Consider the following 19,218-nt stretch of genomic DNA (forward strand, 5'->3'; position numbering starts at 1 on the left):
GGCAGCCATAGCGATACGGTACCACCTGACTCCATTCCGAACTCAGAAGTGAAACGTATTAGCGCCGATGGTAGTGTGGGGCTTCCCCATGTGAGAGTAGGACACTGCCAGGTCCCATTAAAAGAAACCCGCCTAACGGCGGGTTTTTTGCGTTTGGAAGAAACAAAAAAATGGGGTCAGAGTACATTAATCCCCATTCCCCCAAGCAAAACCTCAAAATGGGGTCAGAGTACTTTATTACTTTAAACATCAGAACATAGTCATTCCCTTACCCCCCCAGTGCCGCTAAATCAGAGAAATGTACTCTGACCCCATTATTAAAATGTGTTTTTCTGCGACTGCTCTTTTTACCTACTTCTAGTCACTGTGAAAGTTTCATTTATCGAATAGTTTAAGGCGCACAAACTCCGATACAGACCTTAAGTCTTTTCACTCAGGAGTAAAGGGGTCAGAGTACTTTTTTAACATTCACACTTATTAAAACGAAGAAATGTACTCTGACCCCATTATTGTGGGCTAACTCAATAATTCGAGCTCTTTAATTCTCTAGGGCATGTAACAGGTAGTTTGAAAATACGGTAGATAGGTACAGACTGTAGGTGCAAGCGTTGGAAATACGAATGTAGGGTCAGTGTACTTTAAAGCGTTATCTTTTAAAAAGTACTCTGACCCCACTATTTGCTGGGGTTATGCTTCGGTTTGTAGGGCTTGCTTCTTCAGTGTTTCTATCATGTATTCGCGCATTTTAAACTTCTGAAGCTTCCCTGTTACTGTCATTGGGTACTCTTTCACTACGCTGATGTATTTGGGTACTTTAAAGTAGGCTAGTTTGGATTTCAGGTAGTCGCGTATCTGATCTTCGTCTATATGTCGATTTTCCTTTGCCTTAATCCATAGGCATACTTGCTCGCCATATTTGTTGTCAGGAATACCAAAGACAGCGGCGTCTGACACATCCGCATGTTGATATAAGACTTCTTCAATTTCTCTTGGATAAATGTTTTCGCCACCACGAATGATCATGTCCTTTATTCTACCAACTATTGTGACATAGCCTTCTTCGTCCATTTCTCCGAGATCACCCGAATGAAGCCAACCTTCATCGTCTATGGTGGCTTTCGTCTTAACCTCATCACCCCAATAACCTTTCATTACACAGTAGCCTCTCGCGCAGATTTCGCCCGGTTCTCCAATAGGCACCGTATTGCCTTGGGGATCTATGATCTTCACTTCTGTATGGGGCATAGCGCGTCCTACGGTTTTGACCTGCTTTTCAAATGGCGAGTCAATGTCAGTAATATGATTGATAGGGCTACACTCTGTCTGACCATAACCTATGACGACTTCTGTCATATGAAATTCACTATGGACCTTTCGCATGAGCTCTTCTGGACAGGTACTACCTGCCATGACACCTGTCCTTAGTGTTGATAGATCAAAGCTCTTGAAGTTGGATAGTTCGAGCTCAGCAATAAACATGGTAGGTACGCCATGTAAGCCCGTACACTTTTCTTCTTCTACCGTGCGAAGCGTTGTTTCAGGGGCGAATGATTCCCCAGGAAATACCGCACACGCTCCAGATGCTAAGCATACTAAGTTGCCCAATACCATTCCAAAGCAGTGATAAAGCGGTACGGGAATACAAAGTTTGTCTTTGTGTGTGAACCTCATTGCTTGTGATACTAATAACCCATTATTTAGAATGTTTCGGTGTGTTAACGTTGCGCCTTTCGGATTTCCCGTGGTGCCAGAGGTAAACTGAATATTGATGTTATCATCCGCGCTAAGGTTCGATTCAACGGCCTCCAACTGAGACTTGAGCGCTTCCGTTGGTTCTATTTGCAATGCAGAAAAAGCCTGTAATCCTTCTACAGGCTTATCGCCAATAGTGTATACATATTTAAGTGAAGGCAACTTAGAAAGCGTTAGAGGACGCTTTGGTGTGTTCTTATCTTGGCTGTCGATTTCTGGCGCAAGCTCTTTCAACATGGCGACGTAATTTGACTGCTTGAATGACTGCGCCATGACTAAGTATTTTACGGCAACGTTATTAATGGCAAACGCTAATTCATTAGGACGATAAGCAGGGTTCAGGCATACCATGATCGCCCCGATTCGCGCAGTGGCCATCTGTACGATCGACCATTCGATATTGTTCGGAGACCATATACCCACACGGTCGCCAGGTTCTACACCGTTTGCAAGTAAGCCGCAAGCAACACGTTCTACTTCATACCAATACTGCTGATAGGTCCAGCTAACGTCCTGATGTTTTACAATAATCGCTGGGTTATCGCCATAATTGTCGACAACATTTTTGAAATACTGACCGATAGTGAGCGACGTCAGCTCAGCGTCATCAGAGCCAGTAAACTCACTTTTCTGAAGAGGGAGTAGTGAGTTCGGTGTAAATTTTGATTCCATCATATCTTGCCTCCATGCGCGTACGCATCTGATTTATATATAAATAATAGAGTTGGCTGTTTCGGCTTTTTGTTCCAAATAACCAATGGCAACAATTGCAGTAAATGCTGAATACGCAACGAATAAAACAAATAATTCAATCTTTATTAACAATATTGTTGCAAACGGGTTTTGTCGACAAGATGTTAGTCGTATATGGGGTTATTCAACGATGAATTTGTGTGACTCGTCGTACACGCTGAAAGGAGAGTAATAACCAAAAGTGACAATGTATTTGATGTCTAAAGAAAATTTTCTCGACTTTAATGAAACAAAAAAGCCTCCGACGAAGGAGGCTTCCTAAAAATTTTTACTTTACGAGAGGTGAGCGTCTATTCAGACTCAATACCTTCGAAGTAGGCACGATATTCCATACGGGTAACGTAAGAATCGCCATTTTCGTCCATCATCTCAAAGTCACCTTCGACATGTGCAACCTTTAACTCCTCGGCTGTAAGCTTACCGTCGCTGTCTACATCGATTTCAGTAAACTTATTGTCGGCTGTGGCTGACATCTCGGTGCGAAGCTCCTTATTCTTCTCTGATATCATTTCACCGTCAGCTTTAGAGAATAATTCAGGATTGCCCTTTTCCGAGAGTAGAGCGTCATTGGTGCCTTCAGTTTTCACCTGAGTAATGATGTCGTCGCTAAACATTGATGGTTTTTCATCAACAAATTTGTTGAATTCAACACGGCTAATCATGCTGTCACCATCGGTATCCATTTTTGCAAGAAGCTTACTGTCAATAACGCCTGAAGACTCAGAACCGACGATATAGCCGTTTCCATCCTTATCCATTGCGTTAAATCCCATCGAGATCTTCTCTTCGTGGTGGCCTGCTACTGCTGAAGCAGATAGTGTTGCAGCAATAACAGCACTGGTAATCATACTTAGTTTTGTGATCTTCATAATCAAATTCCTTCTGGCTTTTACAGTGAACTCGGGCGTTCAATTGCCCTAACCACTAGGTCCACAGACCTCAACATAGGTGCAGATTGGAAGTAAGTTTCAATCTGACACCGCTAATGACTTACGTAATTCATTATTCATTGAATGTGCCAAATGCATAACTAACTGATTTAGTGAGGTAATAAAAATTTAAGGCGAGGTTTTCAATGTTATTGCTATGTTAAATTGTCGCAGTGTTTGCAAGATCTTCATACGTCAAACTTAAGCTGTTCTCAGATATAGATAGAACCCCATTAATGAGATTAAAACAGCGAGAGTTGATCGTTCGCTATTGTCTCAAAATTCAGGCCAATAAGAGGCAAGATACTATCGGCAATGGGTTGGATTTGCTTTTCAATATAGTGGTCATATTGAAGGGGGGCCGTGGCGGTTTCTGCGGTTTGAGGGCCCTGTACTGTAATAACATAAGCAATGGTAGTATTAAACTGATAGCGAAGTGGCAACCCCTGTTCTTTATAGTACTCGTCCGCTAATCGCGCTGCCTTTACGTGGGGAGGTAGCGACTTGGTATACGACGACAAAGGCTTTCGCAGCCGCTTTTTATAGACCAAAGCGTGATCCATTTCACCGGACTTTATCGCTGCTATCGTGCTATTTATGTAGTCTTCAACAGGCTGTCCAGTAAACACTTTTTTGTACAGCTCGTACTGGAAGGTTTTAGCTAGTACCGTCCAATCAGAGCGGACATTTTCTAAGCCTTTAAAGACAAGTTCACTGCCCTTCATTCCTGCGTAACGTTTTTTGCTGCCTTCGGAAGAGCCTCGGATCGTCGGCATAAAAAACGTAGAAAAGTGAGATTCAAACTCAATTTCTAAGTGGCAATCAATGTCGAACTCACTTTTTAGTAACTCTGTCCACTTTCGATTAATAATGCTAGCGAGCTCAAGTCCAGTCTCTGAGGGCGTACCCAGTGCATCATTACCTTCTACATGAACAAATGTTGAGTCGGTATCGCCGTAAATAACCGTATAGCCTAGTTCTTCAATCCAACCCGCAGTGGTTTGCATAATCTCGTGACCCCTTAATGTGATTGAGCTAGCCAGGCGAGGATCGTAGAAAGGGCAACCTCCACTACCAAGCACACCATAGAAGGAGTTCATTAATATTTTGATGGCCTGAGAGCGCGGTGCGTCATTCTGTTTTTTGGCTTCGTCGCGCTGAAGCCATAGGTTTTCAATGATGGAAGGTAGAAAATGAGATTCGCGGCTAAATACTGCGCCTTTAAAACCTTCTATCGCCGTGTGGGGGGACTTAAGCCCTTCTGCAAGTCCCAACGGATCGATTTTAAATGTACGAATGATGGAAGGATACAGGCTCTTAAAATCGAGGACTAAAACGTCTTTATATAAACCTGGCTGGGAACGCATGACATAACCACCCGGACTAGCCAAGCCTCCATTTTCAGGTCTTACCCCCGCGACATAAGACTTGCGGTGAAGCTTAGGCAAGTACACATTTAAAAACGCGGCCACTGACCCTCCGGGGCGACTCATATCTAGGCCGGTAAGAATACTGCGCAGCGCCAGAAAATCGATAAATTGGGTTTTATCCTGAATGCGATTGACCAGTTCCGTGTCTTTAAAGTTATAGTTAGCGAGTGCAACAGGGTCGCTATGATAAAGACGCTTTATCGCTTCAAGCTTGTCTGCAGCCTGAATAAGCTTATTTTCGCCAAGCAGTTCTTCAGATACGTGATCGAGCGAGAACGACTCGAATTGATAAGTCATTGTTTTTAGTGCTTCGATACCATCAATAACGCATCGTCCTGGCACATCAACGAGGGTTTGATCTTCCCACTGTCTTACAGAAGCCTCTCTGCCATGGCGGCCGATAGCATACTTTAGCGAGTTAGCCCTAGCGCGGCGTTCAAGTACCGCCATATCGAACTGTTTAACGTTCCAGCCTAAAATGATATCTGGGTCGTAGGATGTAAGATAAGAAAAAAATGCTTCAAGCAGTACTTTTTCTGATTCAACGGTAATGAGCTCGTACGCGCTGTCTTCTTGTCCTTGCAATGTTTGCCCAACAAAACGTGGCGGGCATAAAAGCAGCACAACGTTGAGTCCTTCACCGGCTAACGCAATGCTAAAGAGTTCTTCATGCTCATTGCATTCGATGTCTATGCTAAGTGATGTAAATGTGGTTCTGAATTGACAGGGTCTGATTTGCGCATTTTCTATAACGATATGAGACGTATCGTCGAAATCTTGCGGAGCCAGAAATTCCACCGCACCATACACAAAGCGCTCCATTAAGTAGCGATCGGCAACGCGAATATCGGCTTCGTACAATATAATACTGCTTTCCTGCGCATGCTGGCGAAGCTGATGCATGTGTGATTCGGTTGCGGTTTTTACCGTCGCAACAGGAACTTGTTCCAGCGTATGAAACCCGTCATCTGAAACACTGATCTTTGCTGAAATACGCTCGGCGATATTGCGTAAATCATTGGCGTGATCAACAGATACAAAGCAAGTGGGGTATTGGGGTGAAGAAATTAACCTAGCGGTGCTACTGGGCGTTTTTACCCATAGCTCAACATACACCTTGCCTCGCCGGGTAAACGTACTTTTATTGAGTATGAACCCTTGTTGTATTGTTGAGGCTGACATGGATCTGATTTACTAACCGGCTTTGTTGACGTTAATTTCTTTAAATAGCCTCATGGGCGTGTACGTTTTATAAACTCGCATTACCATTATCTGTTCAATAACTGGCGCAAAGGTGCAATAAAAATGCGCTACCACTGTGCACGAGAAACGGCAGTAGGCTTAGTATAACGTTTGTTATCACCTACTCCTATAGATCTCTATTCGACAGATATGTTTGTTTTTGTAAGCAGCGCGAGTTAAAACGAAAACGTACAGTCTTTGTGCACGTTAGACCATGCACGATAGAAAAGGTGAGGGCGATATGGAATATCTATTCGATAAACAGGTAGAGCCGGGCGAGCTAATAGAAGTGGCCGATGGTGTTCTTTGGCTAACAATGCCGCTTCCATTTGAACTTGACCACATAAATTTGTACCTGATCCGCGGTGAAGGCGGTTGGGTGGTCATTGATACTGGCATAGGAACGTCCACCACCAAAGCGCTGTGGGAGCGTATATTCAAGCAATTAGACGGGCCAATAGTTGGTGTCATCGTTACGCACTTACATCCTGATCATGTAGGGTTAGCGGGCTGGATAGCCGACACGTATAATGTTCCCTTTTATATGTCTCAAACTGAGTACTTTACTGCCAGAGCGTTTGCGGCAGGAAGAAATGGCGCAACGAATGACCGGGATGTGCAATACTACCAACGAGCAGGTTTAGACGAATCCATGATCGCAAAGCTTACTTCTGGTGAAGGCAACGGCTACAGCAGCGTCGTTTCACCACTACCTATTAGCTACACACGTCTAAAGCATGGTATGACGCTGTCGCTTGGCGGTAACGAATGGCAGATCATCATTGGCCGCGGCCACTCTCCTGAGCATGCGTGCCTTTACAATAAGCAAAAAAATATTCTCATATCAGGCGATCATATTTTGCCGATTATCACGCCAAACATTGGCGCCTACTCAACAGAGCCTGATGCCAACACTTTAGACGACTACCTTTCTACGCTGCCGCAATTCAAGAATTTGCCCAAAGATGCGACAGTATTACCTGCTCACAAGCTACCCTTTATCGGCCTGCATGAGCGAGTAGATTCGCTTATTGCTCATCATCACGAGCACCTAAAAGCACAGTTAAATGCTTGCGAGCAACCTCAAACGGTCGTAGAGCTATTACCGGTTATGTTTAAGCGCAAGCTCTCTAGTCGCAACATGGTGTTTGCAGTAGCAGAGTGTTTGTCTCACCTTAATTACTTGCTTAATGAAGGAGCCATTTCGCGGACGTTAAACAGCAAGGGTGTGTATACATTTAAAGCCTGTGAAGTAAAAAAGCTTGCTTGTTAGTTCAGTCAGAGGACATACAAACAGAGTGAGGATTAACAATGTCCTACTCTGTACTGGGCTATCTGTTTTCTAGGCCGTTTGAGAGCTTTCCGCTTCGTTTTCTTTATTCTCGTCATTACCTTCACTGGACGGGGGCTGTGCTGCAGGCTGTTTCGGAATGGTGATTTCTACCACGGTTCCTTTTGCCTCTTTGCTGCTAATAGATATTTTACCTTGATGTTGTTCAATGGCGGTGTAAGCCACAGAAAGGCCCAGCCCTTGGCCTTGCCCTTCGGGCTTTGTAGTAAAGAAGGGTTCAAAGACTCGCTTTAGATGTTTTGTAGGAATACCGCAACCCGAGTCCAGTATTTTGATGGTCACCAACGTAGGTGAATCGAGCACAGTGAGTTTAATAAAGCCCCTATCTTCTATGGCCTGTGCTGCATTTATCATGACGTTCATTAGCGCCTGTTTCAGCGGCCCAGGGTTTCCCATTACCTCCACTTTCTCTAATTCACATTCAAATTTATATTGGGGCGTGCTGTACTGGGCGGAAATAAGCGTGATCAGCTGGTGACACACGGCGCAGATATCTACTATCTGCACGCCTTCAGTAGTCTCCAGCGAAAAGTTCTTAAGGTTTTCGACGATGTCTTTTACGCGGGTAAGACCGTCTGTAGACTCGGCAATTAGCTCAGTAATATCGTCCTTTAACAAGTCGTAATGATTAGACTCAAACAGTGCGTCAATCTGCTCTTTAAGTTCGTCGGTGAAGTGTTCGAGTTGCCCCTTAACGCCATCACAAATCGCAATAAGGTGAGTTGAGTATTGCTCAAGTGTATTGAGGTTAGCGCTCACAAAACCAATAGGGTTATTAATTTCGTGGGCTATCCCCGCCGCGAGCTGACCAGTAGAAGCCATTTTCTCTGCTTGAATAAGCTGGCTTTGTGCGGTATCGAGTTTGCGAATTAACTTTTTTTGCGCTTCGTGTTCTTTTTTCAGCGCTTCTGAAAGCTTTTGCTGGGCTCTAAAATAGCTAGCTTGGGCGGTCACATCTTGCAGAAAAATACACGCCAATTTTTGCCCTGTGTTTTTGTCTTTAATGGGCAAGATTTCCATGTTTTGATACATCTGTGTTTCTTCACCCGTTATAGGGCGAGAGCTCTTAAACGGAAAGATGTGGGGGCGTTGTTCCCAATAGCTAAAGCTAGGATGCTGCAGAACAAAAACTGACTTTAGTCTGCGTTTTAGAAACTTACCTTGTCCTTGAAATAACTCAACAACTGGCGTTTCTTTATAGCAGTCGCGCATATTGTGAGGAAGTCGATCTAAAAAGAAGTCATTTAGGTAAACAACCTTAAAGCTCTCATCGACTATACCAATTCCGACAGGTAATTTACCTACCAGTTGTTCAAACATTATGCGAGTAACTCATCCAATGTGTCTTTCATGCGTGCAAGAGATTCATCGTCTAAGCAGAAAACAACGCGCATGCTAAACGACGAGATCGCGATAATAAACTGCACTTCCATAACTAAGCTGTGCTGCCATTGCAACTCATCGAAGTTCGCTTTATCGGGCAAGAATAACGTGGGCATGTTCAAATTAGTGGTAAGCTCCAACTGGTCGGAAAGACCAGCCAAACACGCACCTGCCAAAATGTTACAAAGCTCCAAGATAATCTCTTGAATGTCTTCTTTGCTTAACGGTTCATCGTAATCCATCAACGTTGCGACCTCACTCAATCCAGCTTGAGATAGCACAGACATCACTTCGCCGTGTACGTCGCCTAAAAAAGACTGACGGGTATAGAAAGCGTCTTCGGTTTCAAATAAGAGACTGTAAAGCTGGGTGGGAGTAACCGCTGAGATTTTTGGGATAGAAATATCAATTTTGGTTTCAATTAACTGCGCAAGAGAGTTAGCCGCTTGCCCCATGGAAATATTTAGGAGTTCTTGAAGGGCATCTCTTTGCTCTTCGTCTAGTGGTAGTACAATGCTCATAGATACCCCAACTCAAACAACGACATTGCTAATTCTTCTTTATCAAGCGGTTTGCGTAAAAAGCGCTTTGCCCCCAGAGACATGACAATTTTCTGTTTTTCTGGCTGAAAGTCAGCGCTAATCACAATTACATTTGGGGCGTCGGGCCTTTGGTGCAAGAATTCCAACACACCAACGCCGTCAACTTCTGGCATGGTTAGGTCTAAAAGTACCAATGCAAATTCACTTTCTGACAGCGCATTTATGGCTTCTTGCCCGTTTGTTGCTTCGGTGATGTCATACTCTAAATCTTGCGGAAGTGAGCGAATCACACTACGCCTCGACAACTTAGAATCATCAGCTACTAATACAGAAATTGACATTTACAGCCTCCTAGAGCGGCATTTAATGCGATGCCTTTTTAGTAAAGTATGTGCAACTTTAGCGTTACTGCAACAATACCGTAAAAATTTTCCAATCAGCGTATTCTTTGAGCAGTGGCGCTTTAAAATGAGTATATGACAGAAGTGACTTTTATGCGTATTAGACTTTTAGTTGAAAATGACTAGGAGAGTAAACGAGGAAGTAGCAGAAAATTTAAGTCTATAAGTAGCGAGGTGTGCATTGGCCGACAATGCACACCCTTGCAGCTAAGTATTTTGCATAGTGTACATTTTTTCAAGTGCACTGGGCATGGCATCAACATAGCGTTTTACATCGCCAATTTTTCCCATACTTACGCGAGACCAGTTGTCGTACGTACGGTAGATTCCTCTAATCAGCACGTCCTGTTCTGCCATGGCTTGGCGGAAGTACTCTGCGTTGCCGTCACCTAAATTAACAAAAATAAAGTTAGTACTAGAAGGTAGCGCTGTCAATCCATTTGCTTTTACTGCGTCCATAACCATAGATTTACCTTCATAAATTTTCTCTTTAGAGAAAGTTAAAAAGGCATCGTCATTGTAGCTGGCGATAGCCGCGGCAAGGCCTGCTTGATTCAATGTATAGCCGCCCATGCCATAGCGATTGATCCACTCAGTGTTTTCCTCTGATGCGATTAAATAGCCCACGCGCATACCTGCTAAGCCATAAATCTTTGAGAAGGTTCTCGCTACAATGATATTATGACCAGCTTTAACGAGCGGAATCATTGAATGCTTAGGAGGCTCATCGATAAGCTCGTTATATGCCTCGTCGACCAACACCAGTGTTTTTTTAGATGCTTTTATGCAGAATTCGCGAAGCTTATTCGGATCGAGCACTTTTCCCGTTGGATTGTTCGGGTTACAAATGTGCACCATACCAATAGAGTCGTCTATTGCGGCGTACATGGCATCAAGGTCAATATCAAGCTCTGCCGTATTAGCAACTCTCACTATTTCTGGCGCACCTTGTTTTTCAGGTGCTTTAGACGTGGTGTCCCAAAAAAGGTCCGGGCCCAGAATTTTTCCGTTCTTGCTGGCCGCAAGGGCGGCGTAGGAAAGAATAGGGCTTGAACCTGCGCTCAAAGAAATGTGCTTTCGAGTAATGCCATAGCGCTCGGCAATCATATCCAATAGTGTCATAGCGGCAGGATAAGCATAGTAGGCTCCACCTTCCGCCGATGCTTTTGCGATAGCGTCTAGCGCTTTTGGGCTCGGCCCAAACGGGTTTTCATTGGCATTGAGCTTTGCAACCCCAGGCTTTGGTCCATACATAACAGACGATGGGGAAGCGCTTGCGCTAACAGATTGGGCGCTCACAAGGTGACTTATGCCACTCGCACCTATTGCTGAAGCTGCAACTGTGCCACCAATAAACAAGCGTCTTGAACGGTTATAACTCACGGGTTGTCTCCTTCTTCTTTTAAATGGCTTTATAGAACATTGCGCTAGAAACAATGACGAGATAGATGCCAAATAAGCGCTTTAGCTTCTTTTCACTGAAGTTGTGCGCCATTTTGGCTCCGATTGGAGCGGTAAAGATTGCCCCAATACTGATAGCAATAAGCGCAGGTATATTGATGTAGCCAATAGTGCCTACCGGCAACGAGGCGGTTTCAGGGTGCTTCATAAACAAAAAGCCAATGGCACCTGGAAGCCCGATAAGAAAGCCGACGCCTGCGGCGGTCGCAACAGCCTGTTGAATGGTGCGCTGGCACATCACCATAGTGATTACGGTTGGCGTGCCACCACCTATGCCAAGCAGAGCAGAGAAACCACCCAGAACAAACGCCAAAACCGCTTTGCCTATGCCTTTAGGCATATCGAAAACAAGCCCGGGTCTTACAACGAACTCAGGGAAAAGGAAGTATACGGAGTAAAGTAGAACACCAGCGGCGAACACGACCGTTAAACCATTGGCGCTGGAGTTGTTTGCGATGAGCAGCCCGCCACCAACGCCAAGAATAAGCCAAATACTCCACGAGCGAAGAATGTCAAAATCCACCGCACCTTTAGCGCGATGCGCCATCACTGACCGAGCGCTTGATACCACAATGGATGCCAATGATGTTCCGATGGCTACCTTAACGAGGGCTTCTGATGGAGGAGTAAAAAACGGAAAAACAGCGAGAAGAGCAGGCACGACAACAAATCCCCCGCCATTACCAAACAGACCTGCCGTGATACCTGCAATGGCACCAGTTATACACAAAGTAACTACAAACCACAGTAGCTCTATTTCCATTTGCTTTTTACTCCGCATGAAACAGCTTTAAACATGAATGACCTTTTAAGTTTTTCTTATATACAGTTAACTACATACACAAACACCGACTTATGTCGGTGTTTGCAAGGAGCCAGTTAAAAACGGGCTGCAAGTCGGGTGTAGTAATATCCTCCCTGCCAATCAACCACCGAGGCAGAGTCATAGACTTCACCGCAACAGGCGTCGCCGTTAGTACTTACATCTGGGTAATTGTCGAAGAGATTTCTTACCCCCACTGACAGGGTGAGGTTTTCGTTAATAAGATAGGAGCCCTCTATATCGAACATATATTCGTCACCAAAGGTTTGAATATTCGTGGCGTTTACCCCGTCATCGCTTCCCGCATTTTCGTATTCGCCAAAATAGCTAAGACGTGCAACGGCAGACCACACGTCGTAACTGTGGGTAACTGAGAAGACACCACGCATTTCGGGACGGCCATTTTCAAAGTCGAACTGATCCTCAGCGTTCAAGTATTCACTCGGATCAGAATCGAACTCTGTTTTGTTGTAATTCACAGAGCCGGTTAGCACGGTTGCGCCATACTTCGATTCCATCTTGTAAGTAGCAACAACGTCCACGCCCTCGGTTACGGTATCGAAAGCATTTTGGAAGAAGAACACACCACCAATGGACTCGGCGCCAGAAACATTGGCACCTGCTAGGGCTAGATAGTTTTGGTAGGCGTCATAACCGTCTGCTTGAGGATCGGTAACGACAGTGGTGGAAACATCTCGGGTAGACACAGAGTAAAGGCGGTCTTCAAGCTTGATGTTGTAGTAATCAACAGTGAGCGTTAAATCGCCATAGTTCGCAGTCATGCCCAGCGTAAAGTTGGTCGATTTTTCGGGTGAAAGCTCGTTGGCACCAAGCGCCTGCGCTACTTCGCCGCCGGCTGGGAACAGACCTGTTGCTACTGGGAAGCCATCGGGCAGACGGGTAGATACGTTGGTGGTTCCTTGCTGACCTGGAGTAGGAGCTCTAAAGCCAGTGCCAAAAGACGACCTAAAGCCTACTTCATCACTAAACTGATAGAACCCTGCTACTTTGTATACTACTTCTGAGCCAAAGTCAGAATAGTCTTCATAACGCAGCGCAGCCTGAGCAAACAACTCGTCTGTAATGTCACCAGAGATATCCGTGTATAACGCATATGAGTCACGCTCGTATGAGCCCGAATAGTCTGGTGAATAGCCAGGGAAGCCGTTGGAGCCAACGCCTACAACAGTATAAACGGCGTCTACTCCAGCGAATCCATCATCTTCAACCCCATCGTCGTTACTGTCAGCACTGGTGTAGTTGGCACAATTCAGAGTTGAACCGTTTGCAATGACAGCAGCGCCCAGTGCCGTAGTGGTGTAGTCGTCGTTACAAAACTCCCAAGGGTCGGATGTGGCGTAAGAGCCTGCAAAATAGGAACTTAGCTCGCCTTCAGATATTTCGTATGACTCGTCTAAGTAACTTGCACCGAAGGCAAGAACATACTGGTTCAAGTCATAGGTGAAGTCAGCTTGAATCTGTGTTTCTTCGTTGGTTAAGTCACCCGGCTTAAATGAAGTAGGTGACTCGTTACCCAGTGACGGGTTAATGGTATTGGCTAGTGTGTAAGAGATTTCATTATTGCCGTAACGGCCACTGATATCATAAGTAAGGTCGCCCGACATGCCCTTAACACCACCAACAAATGAGTAGTCAGTCACATCACCGAAGAAACGAGGCGTGAAGCCACCAGGGAAGAACTCTAGCGGGTTCCAGATTGAACCGTCCTCAAGTCGAATGTCTTCAATGGTGCCATTGCCTGGATAGCGATAATAGAATGAACCGTCACCTTCACTTTCTGAATAGTTACCGAATGCGTAGAGTTCAAGTTCACTGGATAGTGCGTAACCGGCGTTAAAGAAAACACGCGTCCCGCTTGTATTTGGTTGCCCCCATGGTTGGACTACGTCTGAACCATGAACGCTGTTGGCCATGGCCGTAGCATCAGCGATGTATTGATCTGACTGGTCATCCACACAAAACCATGGCTCACAATATTGCTCACCACGAAAGGTGGCTTCGCTGTCAGAGTATTCGGCTGAAATACTGAAAAAGCCATCGTCGCCTAACGCGAAACCTTTATTCCCAGTAACGGTAATTTGATCGCCATCTCCTTCGTAGTAGCTGCCGTAGTCGGCAGTGAACGAGCCGCCTTCGGTGTTATTTTTTAATTGAAAGTTGATAACACCTGCAATGGCATCTGAGCCATATTGCGCAGCTGCACCGTCGCGCAACACTTCAACACTTTGAATTGCTGCGGTGGGAATAGTTGCTATGTCTGGCCCCTGTGTGCCAGAACCGCCAATTGAAACAAGTGCGGCCCTGTGACGACGTTTAGAGTTAACCAAAACAAGCGTTTTGTCGGTGGGCATACCTCGAAGCGTTGCTGGACGGATAAACGTTCCGCCGTCGGAAATGGGTTGACGGCCTACGGAATAAGAGGGAACGAGTGTCATAAGGACATTGTTCATATCGGTAAACGCAACGGCTTCAACGTCTTCGGCGGTGAGTACATCAACCGGTACAGGAGAGCTGGTCACTGAACGCGGTGCACCGCGGGCACCAACAACGGCAATGCGTTCTAGGTCTTTGGCTTCTGTGGTTTCTTCAGTCACTTCTTGCGCCTGTACAAGCAATGAAGTAGTGAAAAGTGTTAATCCGGTAAGTGCGTAACGTACTGCAGTGTGGAGCTTTTTCTGTTTCATTTGTGTTCCCAATCGTGCTTATTGCTACTTAGTTTTGTGGGTGTGGATTATTAAAATCTGCACTCTTTTTAGGCACGCACGAGCACTACTTTGATGCGAGAAGCATCTTGTTATTGTTGTCTAGCCACTCGTGTACAAGAACAAGGCTAAAAACTCTTTGGCTTTGCAGGAAGAAAGAAGATTATTCAGGGGTATAAGAAAAATATTGAGCTGTCTCACAGGGCGCTAATTTAATGCTATTAGACTTAAGTATGGGGGAAGACAAGATTTTCATGCCCCACTGCTTTTAGCCCATTTTTACAATTTTGCTTCATATAACTTAATGGAATGGCATATTCGTTGCTGCCGTCTTCATTAAACCGTTCCCGTTCTAGAACTCACCACCTTTGTAAGGAGGGCAAGTGCATTCAAAACAGCTGCATTATTTTGTTATGACTGTGCGTAAGGGTAGTATTGCTGCGGCAGCGAGAGCATTGGATATCGCTCAACCCGCCATTAGTCAGCAGTTGGCAAGTTTAGAAAGAGAGATGAAAGCGACGCTGCTTGAAAGAAGTTTTTCGGGAGTAAACCTAACATCGGCGGGCGAAGTTTTTTATAAACATGCATTAAAGCTGCTAACCGAAATAGACAACGTTAAGGCCGCATTGGAAGCCTTTCAAACTGGACAAAAGAAGGTAGTAAAAATAGGCATGCTACCATCAATCGGCAATGTGCTTTCTTTACCGCTGCTCACGGAGATAACGGCGAACCATAAAGGGCTCAAAGTCGAAATCAGCACTGGACCGTCTTACACCATTAATGATTGGCTTGAGTCAAAGCAGGTGGATGTTGCGCTTACTTATCAGCAAGCTGTCGACCCTAAATTCATGCGAGTCACACCGCTAATTCAAGAAGATCTTCATTTGGTTTTTTCTGCTTCCTCATCGTGTGAACAATACGCCAAGCTTCGAGACAGAACGACGATCCGTTTTTGGGAAATCAGTGAATTACCTTTGCTATCACCGGGTAACAAAGATGCATTGGGTCAACTAATTGCTGACTATGAAAAAGCAACGGGCGTTAGTTTGCAGCACGATTTGGCCTATTCTGGACAACTCATGACTGGCCTTAGGCAAGTTATGCAGGGAGAAGGCGTGATGATCCTTCCTACATCAGCTATTTTTCATTTAAAGGAGTCTGGCCTAGTTTCATCACTGAAAATAACACAGCCAGAAATGCAGCGTACTGTACTCGCTGCGACAAACAAAAGTGCCAAGACGCTACTAGATAGCAGTCCGATCATTGATATTCTCAGAAAAGTAGTGGCTCAAGAAAACGCACTGAAACACTGGTGCGGTACGTTAGAATTTGCCGCTTCATCGTTTATAGCGCAACCTGCATAGCACTATGCCAACACAAGATAATGCTAAATCTCGCGTACGACGAGAATAACGCAACCCGTTAAGTGCAAAAGATCACTGGGTTAGTAGTTCTGGGGCAGTTCAATATCAACAAGCACAGGTAAATGATCTGACAAGATTCGAGTTTTCGCATTTTTTAATTTTCTGCACGCTTTTACCTTGATGTCGTCAGACACCCATACTCTATCAAGTGCAAATACAGGAAAGTGGCTTGGAAATGTTGCCCCCACTTTTTGCTGTAATAGCAATTCGTTAAGTGCTTTAAACGCTTTTGAGAAAAACTGCCACTCGTTGAAATCACCGGCTAGAACTAGAGGGATTTGCTTCTCTTTCATCTTCAAAGAAAGGTGCTCATGAAGCAAAGAAAACTGTGAGCGACGTTCTAGCTTCTTAAGCCCCTTATGGGTATTCACTACCGTAAGGGGGGTCTTCTCTGTCTTGAGCTCTACAATCTGAACATTTCTAGGCTGTCGCCCGTTTTGGCTGACATCCAGTGTATCGTGCGCTAATACGTCAAAGCGAGTTAGGATGGCGTTGCCATACCAGCCATCAGATTCCCTAATGGCTGGTGATGGAATGAGCTTAAACGTGTTTTCAGCGCAGATATCTTTAACGTCCTGTGCTGTACTTCGCTCAGAGGGACGAGTATCCATTTCTTGCAGCAGCACCACGTCGGCGCCACTGTTTGCCAAGAATTGCCCTATACGTTTGTAATCGTGCTTTTTGTCTCTACCTATTCCGCTGTGAATGTTGTAGGTCACTATGCGGCACATTTCTCTACCTCATCTTTGTCACTATTATCACTGGCAGTATCTTGATTCCCCGACTCCTTCCGAGCTTGGTAGTAGCGTGCAAATTTTTGCGAGCCCCAAATCATAAGGCCCCATAAAACGATACCGCCAACTAAATAGCTAATGGTTTCCACAGAAGGGTTCTGCCAAATTTGTGCTATCGAATCACCCACAAGCCCTTTCGCAATCATGGGCGGGAACATGCCTAAAAATGTCCCCACTAAAAACTGGAAAATGCCAATAGATGAGATACCCGCTACCAAATTCACCAAACTAAAGGGCGCTACAGGCAACATTCGAATGGCCGCGACGCCAACGATACCGCTACGCTTTAGTTTTTCATCAACGGCAGCTACCTTTGGACCACCAATTTTTCTAAGCCCCGCGTTGCCTGATAGCTTGCCTATTCCAAACATGATTGCAGAGCTCATTAGTGCTCCCATGATGCCGTAGATGGGCCCCCATATAGGGCCAAAAATAGCAGCCACAGCAAGTGACAGTACAGTGACCGGGAAGAATAAAACGCCGCCGACCACATAGACCAGCAACACGGTAGGCAGAGCAAAGTACGTACCACGACTTTTCTCTAGAAAGGCGTTAATGCTGTCGGAACTTAACCATGGTATGGACTGGCTAGCCCAAAACATAAGCCCGCCAAGAACAGCAATGATGGCAAGACCGATCAAAATCATAATACTGCGACGTCTTGGGTTACGTGCAGGCATAGCAGCTCCATCAAAGGTTGGCACCGAAATAAGGGGTTCTTCAGGGTCAGATAACGCTCTGAACACATTCTTAACGGATTGTTCGGTAAACACCTCATCACGAACTTCGGTAAGTACGTAGCCGTGTGCTATCTGATCCTGCATTAATGCTTCAACCGGATATTCATTGTTGAATAACGCTGGCATTGCATCAATATCGCGTCCCGTGTGCTCTGCGAGTAAGTCGTTTCTCACTTGCTCAATACACGCCTGATTGTCTTTGGTGTTACCAAACAACACCGTGTCGATTTCGGTGTCTAGCGTCATTGAGCGATTACTCAAGTTTGATGACCCGATAACAAGGTATTTGTTATCAATGGTCATCACTTTGGAGTGTATGCGCTTGTATGCCTTGCGGCCTTGCATGTCTTCAATTGAAGAATAAGTCAGTTTTACTCGCTTAGGGTCAATCCCTTTTTCTAAAATTTCCTTGAATTCTATGCGGCTTGCCCAAAATGCTTCGCACTCAAACTTACCTTTTGGCTCGTAGGAACTTACGATAATGACCGAAAGATTAGGTTTCAGTTTGAGCTGCTTATTTAGCGCTTCAGCGATCTCCTGACGCGTTGTGAACTGATTCTCAATGTAGATTACAGACTCTGCTTCACCGATAAGATCAAGCAGCATATGACGTACCTCTTGAGCAGGCTCGACCTCATCCATAAATGGAATTGTTCTGGCAAGTGCACACTCTACGTCTTCAAAAAGGGGAGGATAATCTTGTGGCCAAGCATCAGGCAACGGGGCATTTTCATCAATGCGCGCGTCCTCGCGGATATCAATAGGTGAAGAGTCAGCAACACGCTGCCACCTCCATCGAACTAATTTTGAAAAGTCGGCTACTACGGGTCCACTTGATACCATTTGCACATCATGAAGAGGACCATACTCCCCATCAGGCCCATCACGCTCTTCTGAAACTACGGGATGGTCACGGGTATCCCAGCGGTTAGTGGATACATCCATTCCACCTGAGAATACGAGTTCATCATCGATAACCACAATTTTTTGGTGCTGACTTCCGCCCATCGGAATCGTGTCATCGAGCTCGGTTTGCACATTGTCTGGAGTTTTTTCTTCCCACACTTCCTTTGCCCACATTTCGCGCTGCGCGAAAAAGGCTAGCGATGAGTCCCAACGTAGCAGGTAAATTTTAATGTCAGGATTTTGCTCAGCTTTCCACTTAAGTAAATCACTTATTACGCTCGGCGCTTCACTGTTCGCTTCGTCGTCGCCTCGCAGCAAGCGAATGCGGCTATCTATATCCCATCCAACAATGAAGATACTGTGCTTAGCTTTAACGATAGAGCTGTGCAAGGCTTTATAATAGTTTCCGCAATCTATCAAAGGTGTAGAAAAGCGAGCCTTGCTCTCTACCCAACAGTTTTGACCGGGTTGAAATACACTCTTTCCTGATTGCATGTGACGTTTCCTATTTATTCATTTTTCACTATTTGTATTCTGTTGCAGAATTTGTACCTCTATAAAACG

Annotated in this window: 13 protein-coding genes and 1 rRNA gene; 3 read left to right on the forward strand and 11 right to left on the reverse strand. The window is 45.2% G+C overall.

The genetic code is table 11. The annotated features are described in order from the left end of the window. Window positions 1-113, forward strand: a 5S ribosomal RNA gene (rrf, locus tag AWH61_RS07715); the annotation flags it as partial. A 574-nt stretch (window positions 114-687) separates the two neighbouring features. Here the strand turns inward: rrf and AWH61_RS07720 are convergent. The 3 genes from AWH61_RS07720 to AWH61_RS07730 all read right to left on the reverse strand — a co-directional run bounded on the left by AWH61_RS07720 (window position 688) and on the right by AWH61_RS07730 (window position 6,046). Beyond that, window positions 688-2,427, reverse strand: coding sequence for an AMP-binding protein (locus AWH61_RS07720; protein ID WP_075176713.1), 1,740 nt, complete (start codon window positions 2,425-2,427; stop codon window positions 688-690). A 368-nt stretch (window positions 2,428-2,795) separates the two neighbouring features. Continuing rightward, window positions 2,796-3,374, reverse strand: coding sequence for an EF-hand domain-containing protein (locus AWH61_RS07725; RefSeq protein WP_014949496.1), 579 nt, complete (start codon window positions 3,372-3,374; stop codon window positions 2,796-2,798). 302 nt (window positions 3,375-3,676) lie between these two features. Beyond that, a complete protein-coding gene (locus tag AWH61_RS07730) occupies window positions 3,677-6,046 on the reverse strand; it encodes a DNA polymerase II (RefSeq protein WP_075176714.1) in 2,370 nt (789 codons plus the stop codon). Between the two features lie 301 nt (window positions 6,047-6,347). Between AWH61_RS07730 and AWH61_RS07735 the strand changes: the two genes are divergently transcribed. Further along, entirely contained in the window at window positions 6,348-7,379 is a 1,032-nt protein-coding gene (locus AWH61_RS07735) for an MBL fold metallo-hydrolase (protein WP_075177104.1), read from the forward strand. 69 nt (window positions 7,380-7,448) lie between these two features. Here the strand turns inward: AWH61_RS07735 and AWH61_RS07740 are convergent, their stop codons facing one another. The 6 genes from AWH61_RS07740 to AWH61_RS07765 form a co-directional block, all read right to left on the reverse strand. Then, window positions 7,449-8,777, reverse strand: a complete 1,329-nt coding sequence (locus tag AWH61_RS07740) for a sensor histidine kinase (RefSeq protein ID WP_075176715.1) — start codon at window positions 8,775-8,777, stop codon at window positions 7,449-7,451. Beyond that, entirely contained in the window at window positions 8,777-9,361 is a 585-nt protein-coding gene (locus AWH61_RS07745) for a chemotaxis protein CheX (protein WP_014949492.1), read from the reverse strand. The genes AWH61_RS07740 and AWH61_RS07745 overlap by 1 nt, the downstream gene beginning before the upstream one ends. After that, the gene (locus AWH61_RS07750) at window positions 9,358-9,723 is read right to left on the reverse strand and encodes a response regulator (RefSeq protein WP_014949491.1); all 366 of its coding nucleotides are present in this window, start codon (window positions 9,721-9,723) and stop codon (window positions 9,358-9,360) included. The genes AWH61_RS07745 and AWH61_RS07750 overlap by 4 nt, the downstream gene beginning before the upstream one ends. Window positions 9,724-9,990: 267 nt before the next feature. Beyond that, entirely contained in the window at window positions 9,991-11,166 is a 1,176-nt protein-coding gene (locus tag AWH61_RS07755; RefSeq protein ID WP_075176716.1) for a pyridoxal phosphate-dependent aminotransferase, read from the reverse strand. 19 nt (window positions 11,167-11,185) lie between these two features. After that, window positions 11,186-12,007, reverse strand: a complete 822-nt coding sequence (locus AWH61_RS07760; protein WP_014949489.1) for a sulfite exporter TauE/SafE family protein — start codon at window positions 12,005-12,007, stop codon at window positions 11,186-11,188. A 116-nt stretch (window positions 12,008-12,123) separates the two neighbouring features. Beyond that, the gene (locus AWH61_RS07765; RefSeq protein WP_075176717.1) at window positions 12,124-14,772 is read right to left on the reverse strand and encodes a TonB-dependent receptor plug domain-containing protein; all 2,649 of its coding nucleotides are present in this window, start codon (window positions 14,770-14,772) and stop codon (window positions 12,124-12,126) included. Window positions 14,773-15,173: 401 nt separating this feature from the next. On the opposite strand from AWH61_RS07765, the gene AWH61_RS07770 reads away from it, so the two are divergent. Next, window positions 15,174-16,154, forward strand: a complete 981-nt coding sequence (locus tag AWH61_RS07770; RefSeq protein WP_014977398.1) for a LysR family transcriptional regulator — start codon at window positions 15,174-15,176, stop codon at window positions 16,152-16,154. 80 nt (window positions 16,155-16,234) lie between these two features. On the opposite strand, the gene AWH61_RS07775 is transcribed toward AWH61_RS07770, so the two are convergent. Together AWH61_RS07775 and AWH61_RS07780 are read right to left on the reverse strand one after the other, a co-directional pair. Continuing rightward, window positions 16,235-16,945: an endonuclease/exonuclease/phosphatase family protein gene (locus AWH61_RS07775; protein WP_075176718.1), complete on the reverse strand. Its 711-nt coding sequence runs from the start codon at window positions 16,943-16,945 to the stop codon at window positions 16,235-16,237. Further along, window positions 16,933-19,149 carry a VTT domain-containing protein gene (locus AWH61_RS07780; RefSeq protein WP_014977396.1) on the reverse strand — a complete coding sequence of 739 codons (2,217 nt, stop codon included), beginning with the start codon at window positions 19,147-19,149 and terminating at the stop codon, window positions 16,933-16,935. Before AWH61_RS07780 ends, AWH61_RS07775 begins: the two co-directional genes overlap by 13 nt. Window positions 19,150-19,218 lie beyond the last annotated feature (69 nt).

Source organism: Alteromonas sp. W12, assembly GCF_001924945.1.
GTDB lineage: Bacteria > Pseudomonadota > Gammaproteobacteria > Enterobacterales > Alteromonadaceae > Alteromonas > Alteromonas macleodii.

Coding starts and splice junctions, on each gene's coding strand:
- AWH61_RS07725 (WP_014949496.1), bottom strand. CDS start 3,374: ATGAAGATCACAAAACTAAGTATGATTACCAGTGCTGTTATTGCTGCA.
- AWH61_RS07740 (WP_075176715.1), bottom strand. CDS start 8,777: ATGTTTGAACAACTGGTAGGTAAATTACCTGTCGGAATTGGTATAGTC.
- AWH61_RS07745 (WP_014949492.1), bottom strand. CDS start 9,361: ATGAGCATTGTACTACCACTAGACGAAGAGCAAAGAGATGCCCTTCAA.
- AWH61_RS07720 (WP_075176713.1), bottom strand. CDS start 2,427: ATGATGGAATCAAAATTTACACCGAACTCACTACTCCCTCTTCAGAAA.
- AWH61_RS07760 (WP_014949489.1), bottom strand. CDS start 12,007: ATGGAAATAGAGCTACTGTGGTTTGTAGTTACTTTGTGTATAACTGGT.
- AWH61_RS07775 (WP_075176718.1), bottom strand. CDS start 16,945: ATGTGCCGCATAGTGACCTACAACATTCACAGCGGAATAGGTAGAGAC.
- AWH61_RS07750 (WP_014949491.1), bottom strand. CDS start 9,723: ATGTCAATTTCTGTATTAGTAGCTGATGATTCTAAGTTGTCGAGGCGT.
- AWH61_RS07765 (WP_075176717.1), bottom strand. CDS start 14,772: ATGAAACAGAAAAAGCTCCACACTGCAGTACGTTACGCACTTACCGGA.
- AWH61_RS07735 (WP_075177104.1), top strand. CDS start 6,348: ATGGAATATCTATTCGATAAACAGGTAGAGCCGGGCGAGCTAATAGAA.
- AWH61_RS07730 (WP_075176714.1), bottom strand. CDS start 6,046: ATGTCAGCCTCAACAATACAACAAGGGTTCATACTCAATAAAAGTACG.
- AWH61_RS07780 (WP_014977396.1), bottom strand. CDS start 19,149: ATGCAATCAGGAAAGAGTGTATTTCAACCCGGTCAAAACTGTTGGGTA.